The 7,546-nt window shown below is 71.7% G+C and carries 5 protein-coding genes; 1 reads left to right on the top strand and 4 read right to left on the bottom strand.

Annotated features, from left to right (window positions below):
• Together VGR37_07375 and VGR37_07370 are read right to left on the bottom strand one after the other, a co-directional pair.
• The coding region (locus VGR37_07375; protein ID HEV2147207.1) for a PBP1A family penicillin-binding protein at window positions 1-2,273 on the bottom strand (2,273 nt) is incomplete at its 3' end.
• A gap of 41 nt (window positions 2,274-2,314) precedes the next feature.
• A complete protein-coding gene (locus VGR37_07370) occupies window positions 2,315-4,576 on the bottom strand; it encodes a PBP1A family penicillin-binding protein (GenBank protein HEV2147206.1) in 2,262 nt (753 codons plus the stop codon).
• Window positions 4,577-4,890: 314 nt separating this feature from the next.
• Between VGR37_07370 and mtgA the strand changes: the two genes are divergently transcribed.
• Window positions 4,891-5,646 (top strand): monofunctional biosynthetic peptidoglycan transglycosylase, encoded by a 756-nt coding sequence (gene mtgA, locus VGR37_07365; protein HEV2147205.1) that lies wholly within the window; start codon window positions 4,891-4,893, stop codon window positions 5,644-5,646.
• 45 nt (window positions 5,647-5,691) lie between these two features.
• On the opposite strand, the gene VGR37_07360 is transcribed toward mtgA, so the two are convergent.
• The gene (locus VGR37_07360) at window positions 5,692-5,856 is read right to left on the bottom strand and encodes a hypothetical protein (GenBank protein ID HEV2147204.1); all 165 of its coding nucleotides are present in this window, start codon (window positions 5,854-5,856) and stop codon (window positions 5,692-5,694) included.
• Window positions 5,853-7,546, bottom strand: a 1,694-nt coding sequence (locus VGR37_07355; GenBank protein HEV2147203.1) for a sodium-dependent transporter, incomplete at its 5' end; no start/stop codon positions are given. The genes VGR37_07360 and VGR37_07355, both read right to left, overlap by 4 nt.

Genomic DNA, 7,546 nt, shown 5'->3' with positions numbered 1-7,546 from the left:
GGGGTGGGCGGGGCGGGTGCCGGGGGCGTCCGGGCTTCCCGCGGACGGGTGCCCGCCGCGCCCGTCGGCGGACGCGGTGCCGAATCGGCGCGTCCGCCCCGCCGCTCCGCGCGCATCTCCTCCAGCTCCGGCCAGACGATCCCCGGGGCGACCTCGCCGGCCGCGAGGGTGTCGCCGTCCGCCGTCCACGGCTCCATCTTCGCGTTCCACTCCTCGTCCACCCAGGCGGTGTCGAACCCGGCGTAGGTGTACGTGGAGGAGTAGCAGGGCTGCCGCGGGGGGAGCGAGTTGATGAAGTACTCGGTGTAGGTGGCGCCCTGCCCCGGGCAGTCGGCGTCCACCGCCAGCCCGGTGGCCCGGTCCACCTCCTCCACGACCACCCCGCGCGGCCGGGGCCAGGGGCGGGGGGCGGGGCGGCCGGAGTAGACGCGCGCCATGATCCGCCCCCACACGGGAGCGGCGATGCTCCCGCCGGAGGCGCCCCGGACGATGGTCTTCGGCTTGTCGAGCCCCATCCAGACGATCCCCACCAGCTCCGGCGTGTAGCCGGCGAACCAGACGTCGGTGGAGCCGTTGGTGGTCCCCGTCTTCCCGGCGGCGGGGCCACGGTAGCCGGCGGCGCGCGCCGGCGTCCCCGTCCCGCGGTTCACCACGTCCTCCAGCATGGTGGTGAGGACGAAGGCGGCGGCGGGGTCCAGCACCTCCTCCGCCTGCGTGGGGGTCTCCCAGACCAGCTCGCCGTCGCGGGTCTCCACGCGGCGGATGAAGTGCGGCTCCACGCGCGCTCCCAGCGAGGCGAAGGCGGCGTAGGCCTGCGCCAGCTCCACGGGGCGCACCTCGGAGGCGCCGAGCGCGGTGGAGGGGAGGGGGGAGATGTCGGAGGTGATCCCCAGCGTCTGCGCGTTGCGGATCACGTCCGACATCCCCACCTCCTCCGCCAGCCGCACCGTCACCGCGTTCTTGGAGCGGGTGAGCGCCTCGCGCAGCGTCATGGGGCCGTCGTACCGGCCGGTGTAGTTCTTCGGCTCCCAGACGCGCCCCCCGGTGAGCACCATCCGCACCGGGGCGTCCTCGACGCGGTGGGTGGGGGGGATCCCCTCCTCCAGCGCGGTGAGGTACACGAAGGGCTTGAAGAGCGAGCCGGGCTGCCGCACCGCCTGCATGGCCCGGTCGAACTTGGAGTCGTCGTAGTCGCGCCCGCCCACCAGCGCCCGCACCTCGCCGGTGGTGGCGTCCATCAGGATCACGGCCCCCTGCAGGTACGGGGTGACGCCGTCCTCCGTGTCCCCCTTGGCCTCGGGGTAGGTGGGGTGCCGGTAGCTCCCGAACTGCCCCGCCTCGACGGCGTCGAGCTGCTTCGCGAGCTCCTCCTCGGCGGCGGCCTGTGCGCGGGGGTCGTAGGTGGTGTGGACGCGCAGCCCCGCGGTGTAGAAGCGGGGGCCCACGTGCCGCTCCAGCTCGCGCCGGACCCGGGCGGTGAAGTACGCGCCGCGCTCCGCCGCGCCGCCGCGCCTGGAGCGGGCCAGGCGGATGTCGCCGGCACGCGCCTCCTCGGCCTCTTCCGCGCTGATGTAGCCGGCCTTCGCCATCTCGCCGAGCACCAGGTCGCGCCGGGCGCGCGCCGCCTCCCGGTCCTCGCGGGGGTTGATCTGCGACGGGGCTTTGGGAAGCCCGCCCAGGACGGCGGCCTCGGCCACCGTCAGCTCCGAGGCGGACTTGCCGAAGTACTCCAGCGCCGCCGCCTCCACCCCGTAGGCGCCCTCGCCCAGGTAGATGTGGTTGAGGTACAGCTCCAGGATCTTGTCCTTGGGGAAGGCCCGCTCGATCTGCCGGGCGACGCGCACCTCCATCAGCTTGCGGCGGATGGAGCGCTCGCGGTACGGGAGGTGGTCGGGGAAGAGGTTGCGGGCGAGCTGCATGCTGATGGTGCTCCCGCCCTCGGCCACCCCGCCCGCCTTTACGTTGCTCACCAGCGCGCCACCGAGGCGCTTCCAGTCCACCCCGGAGTGCTCGAAGAAGCGGCGGTCCTCCACGGCCAGGAAGGCGCGCGGGACGTGCTCGGGGAGGGAGTCGAGCGGGACGATGCGGCGGTTCACGGTCGCCAGCGTGGCGAAGGGCTCGCCGTTGACGTCCAGCAGCTCGGAGCCCTCGGCCTGGAAGCGCTCCAGCTCCGACACCGGCGCGCACCCCCCGAAGCCGCAGGGGGCGAACCAGAGCCACGCGAACCCGACGACGGCGAGCACCCCCAGGGCCAGGAGGATCCTGCCGATCATTCGGCCGCGCCTCGGCCGGCGGTCCGACCCCGGGTGGTACTTCATCGGTTGCTTCGTTCCTGTTGGCTGGGTCTCTGCACGACGTCCTCGGGGCGCGGCACCCGCGGCTGCCCGGGGAAGACCGGCCGCCCCGGGAGGTGCGGCGTCGGGTCCACCATCCGGTCCGGGAGCTCCCGCGGCGCGTCGCAGCTCCCCTCGGGGGCGGAGCGCGCGGCGAAGAGGTCGGTGCCGCCGCCGCCCCACGGGCAGTCGTCGGTGAGCACGCGGCCTCCGCTCACGCGGCGATGCACCACCCCCGGGGGGCGGGGCCACTCGGCCGGGGGCTCGCGTCCCTCGTACGCGGTACGCACAACCCGGGCCCAGACCGGGACGGCGATTCCGCCGCCGGTGGCGCCGCGGACGATGTTGCGCGGGTTGTCGAGCCCCACCCACACCCCCGCCACGAGGTCCGGGGTGTAGCCCACGAACCACACGTCGGTGGCGTCGTTGGTGGTCCCGGTCTTCCCCGCGGCCGGGATCTCATACGACAGGTTCCCCACGGCGGGGTTGCGGGCGTTGTACCCGGTCCCCCGGTCCACCACCTCGCGGAGCATGTCGGTGAGGATCCACGACACCGCGGGGTCCATCGCCCGCTTCGGGTACAGCGGCGGCTCCCAGAGCAGCTTCCCCTGGTTGTCCTCCACCCGCATCACGTACTGGGGCTCCACCCGGAAGCCGCCGTTGGCGAAAGGGGCGTAGGCGGCGACCAGCTCCACCGGGTACACCCCGGCCGAGCCGATGTAGACGGAGGGATAGCCCGGGATGCGGGTGCTGATCCCGGTCCGCTTGGCGACGTCGCGCACCGACTCGATCCCCACCTCGCGCCCCAGGCGGATGGCGACCATGTTCTTGGAGTTGCGCAGCCCGGCCCGGAGGGTGGTGTACCCGCCGTACTTGCCGTCGTAGTTCTTGGGACTCCAGGTGGAGCCGTCGGACATGGCCAGCGAGAAGGGCGCATCGGAGACGCCGTAGTTGGGGTAGCGCCCCTTCTCCAGCGCCGCGGCGTACACGAACGGCTTGAAGGCGGATCCGGGTTGCCGCACCGCCTGGGTGGCGCGGTTGAACTGCGACTGCCCGAAGTCGCGCCCGCCCACCATGGCCCGGATGACGCCGGTGCCGGGATCCATCACCACCACGAGCCCCTGCAGGTACGGGGTGTGGGTGACCTCCTCGTCCTCCTCCAGGGCGGCGGTGAACTTCTCGTAGGTGGGGTGCGGGTACGGGCCGAACTTTCCGTTCTCGATCTCGCGGAGGTGCTCTTCGAGCGACTTCTCGGCCGCGGTCTGCAGCTTGGGGCTGATCCCGGTGTGGATCCGCAGCCCGCCGGTGTAGAGCAGCTCGCCGAACTGGTCTTCCAGCTGGTCGCGCACGCGCTCGACGAAGTACGGGGCGCGGATGGCGCCGCTGGGCGGGGCCAGCGCCAGGGGCTGCGCCTTCGCGGCCTCGGCCTGCTCCTCGGTGATGACCCCGTTGGAGGCCATGAAGTCGAGCACCAGGTTCCGCCGGCCGCGGGCGGGCTCCGGGTTGCGGCGGGGGTTGTAGTACGAGGGCGCCTTGGGGAGCGCGGCGAGCGTGGCCGCCTCCACGTAGTTCAGCCGCGACGCGGGCTTCCCGAAGTAGGTGCGGGAGGCCGCCTCGATCCCGTACGCGCCGGCGCCCAGGTAGATGGTGTTGAGGTACATCTCCAGGATGCGCTCCTTGGAGTACGACCCCTCCATGTCCAGCGCCAGCTTGATCTCCGCGACCTTGCGGCGGATCGTCTTCTCCCCCCGCGGGAGCTGCTGCGGGAAGAGGTTGCGGGCGAGCTGCATGGTGATGGTGCTCCCGCCCGGGCCGCCCCACCCCTTGATGATGTTGTCGCGCACGGCGGCGACCATGCGGACCGGGTCCACCCCCTCGTGCTCGAAGAAGCGCTGGTCCTCCACGGACACGAAGGCCATGGGGACGTAGCGGGGGAGGGTGCGGAGCGGGATGACGGTGCGCCGCTCGCGGTAGAACGTCCCTAGGAGCCCGCCCTCCGCGTCCAGCACCTGGCTGGCCTGCTGGGGGGCGAAGTCGGCGATCTGCTCGGCGGTGGGGCAGGTGCCCACGCACGCGCGGGTCCACGCGGCGGCCACCGCGCCGGTGCCGCACGAGGTGAGGCCGAGCACGGTGAAGGCGATGAGGAACTTCCGCTCCTGCCGGTTCCGCCAGGTGCCCGTCAGGCGCGTCCACGCCGAGCGCGCGTGTCCGCGCCACACGGCGGTGTTCAGGTTGGGCTTCACTCGCTTCGGCTCCAGGGTGTCGTGCTCGGTCTATCGGGAACGCGCCGGGGACGCGTACTATACCTTATAGATACTCGTCGCCGGGGGGCGGACGCTATGCCGGGGTTGTAAACGGTTCCGGCGGAAAGGGTTCCGCTGATGCTGCGTCTCGCGCGTGGGGTCGGCGGGGGGAGGCTCCTCCGGCGGTGCGAAACTCGCCCGGCCGCTTGGGTGACCGGGGTGACTGCGCGGGCTCACACAGACGCACCGCCTGCTGAGCCTCCCCCCGCCTCCCGGGCGGCCTCTCGAAACGCGAACGACGACTGCGCTTCAGGATGAATCCAGACGACGATCGGACCCTGCTGTGGGAGGGCGGGCCGCCGCACCCCCATCCCCATCCGCCCGCGAAGCGCTCGGGGAGGATCCGGCGCGTCCTCGTCAGGGCGGGGAAGGTGGTGCTCGGCGTCCTGGCAGCCTACTACGTGCTGGCCGTGCTCCTGCTGGTGGTGTACCGCTTCGTCCAGCCGCCCACCACGGGTGTCCAGCTCGAACGGAGGATCGAGGCGCTGGTCGCGGGGGAGGAGTACGAGAAGCGGCGGGAGATCGTCGCGTACGACGAGCTGCCGCGGCACGTGCCGCGGGCGGTGGTCGCCGCGGAGGACGGGCGCTTCTGGGACCACTTCGGCTTCGACCTGGACGCCATGCGCGAGGCCGGCAGGGAGGCGGTGGAGCGGGGGCGCGTGCGCGGCGCGTCCACCATCACGCAGCAGCTCATGAAGAACCTGTTCGGCTGCACCTGCCGCAACCCCGTCCGCAAGGTGTACGACCTGGCGCTCACGCCGGCTGCGGAGCTGATCCTGGGGAAGGAGCGGATCCTCGAGCTGTACCTCAACAACGTGGAGTGGGGCGAGGGGGTCTTCGGCGTGGAGGCGGCGGCGAGGCACCACTACGACACCAGCGCGGAGAAGCTTTCCCGGACGCAGGCCGCGGGGCTCGCCGCGCTCCTCCCCAACCCGCTGCGGCGCACGCCGGAGAACACGGGCCAGTACCGTCGGGAGATCCTGCGGCGGATGCGGCACAGGGGGTGGTGACGAGCGTCCCCGGCCGCCTGCTCCGGGGACGCTTCGCCGTCTCGGCTACCTCCTTCCCTCCGCCGCGCCGTGAATCGGCGGCGAGGCCGGCCCGATCCCGTCCGGGTCGAAGTGCGCGCGTCCCCGCAGGATCCGGGCGAAGGACCAGCCCACCAGCCCCAGGACGAAGCTCCAGCTCAGGAGCATGAACGCCAGCGCACCGCCGCTCATCGCCTCACCTCCGCTGCCGCCGCGGGCTCGCCGAGCGGGGTGTCCTCGATCACCCGGAAGCCCGCCCGCTCGTCGTAGCCGTTGCGCTTCCAGGCCAGGCGGATCATCACCAGGAAGAACACCGCCACGGCCAGGATCAGCGCGCGGGAGAAGTGCACGTACGGCTCCGATCCCGGGATGATGGGGCCGCCCGCCGCGCGCCCGCCGTCCAGGCGGAGGATGGGGAGCGCCTCCGTGACCGTCCACCACGCCAGGAGGACGAGCAGGTAGAGCGGGGTCACGAACGTCATGACGAACTTGAAGACCGCGGGGATGCGGATGTCCGCGCCCTGGTGCAGCGACCGCCAGGCGTTCTCCGGCCGGAAGACCCACATGAAGAGGATCACCTCGATCGTCGCCATGACGGTGAGCCCGAAGGTGCCGGCCCAGTAGTCCCACTCCCAGAGGAACTGGTACTCGAAGAGGAAGAGGGTCAGCAGCCCGAAGGCCAGCGTGACCGCGCCGATGCACCAGGCCACCGTCTCGCGCCGGTAGCCGAACTCCTCCCGGAAGAAGGCCACGATGGGCGTTCCCATCGCCACGGAGGAGGTGATTCCTGCGAAGAAGAGGAGGGCGAACCACAGGGCGCCCAGGAGCTGCCCCATGGGCATCTGCTGGAACACCAGCGGCATGGCCACGAAGCCCACGTTGTACGAGCCGGACTGCGCCACCGCCATGGCGCCGCTCACCCCGAAGAAGACGACCGCCGCGGGGATGGCGATGGAGCCGCCGAGCACCACCTCCGCCGTCTCGTTGGTGGCCGCGGTGGCGATCCCGGAGAGGGCGATGTCGTCCTTGGTGGAGAGGTAGGAGGCGTAGGTCTGCAGCGTCCCCATCCCCACCGACAGCGTGAAGAAGATCTGCCCGGCCGAGGCGAGCCAGATCGTCGCGTCGCCCAGGCGCGAGAAGTCGGGAGTGTAGATGAACTGGAACCCGCTCACCGCCGTGGAGCCGTCCGGCCCCGGCGGGAGGAAGAAGACGCGCACCGCCAGGACCACGGCGAAGAGGAAGAGGACTGGCATCCCCACCTTCGCGAGCCTCTCGATCCCCCGGGAGATCCCCCGCGAAAGGACGTAGACAGTGATGAACAGGCTGGCGAAGTAGAAGGCGAAGGGCGTCCAGGCGTCGTGCGCGCTCCCGTCCCGGATCACCTGGTAGGAGCGGAGGTACCCGGCCATGGCCTCCTGCGTGTCGAGCCCCTGGTAGGCGCCGGTGAGCGAGAAGAAGGTGAAGGCCAGCGTCCAGCTGATGATGACCACGTACGAGGTCATCACCACGAAGGGGATCACCAGCCCCACGACCCCCAGGTACTTGGCCGCGGGGTGGTGCCAGACGGCGGAGAACATCCCGGGGATGTGCCCCTTGCGGTAGCGCCCGCCGTTGCGCCCGATCCCCCATTCGATCCACATGAGCGGGATCCCCAGGAGGAGGAAGGCGATGAAGTAGGTGATCATGAACGACCCGCCGCCGTTGGCGGCGGCGAGCCCGGGGAAGCGGAGGAAGTTCCCGAGCCCCACGGCGTTCCCGGCCATGGCGAGGATCAGCCCGATGCGGGATCCCCAGGCCTCGTTGGAGCTCCGTACGACGGTGTCCGCCGGTGCGGCGGGTTGTGCGGCGATGTCCGTGGGCATTGCGCTCTCCTGGAATGCGG

Source organism: Longimicrobiaceae bacterium (genome assembly GCA_035936415.1).
GTDB lineage: Bacteria > Gemmatimonadota > Gemmatimonadetes > Longimicrobiales > Longimicrobiaceae > JAFAYN01.
The sequence above is the reverse complement of the archived record's forward strand: the minus strand, read 5'-3'. Positions and strand labels throughout refer to the sequence as shown.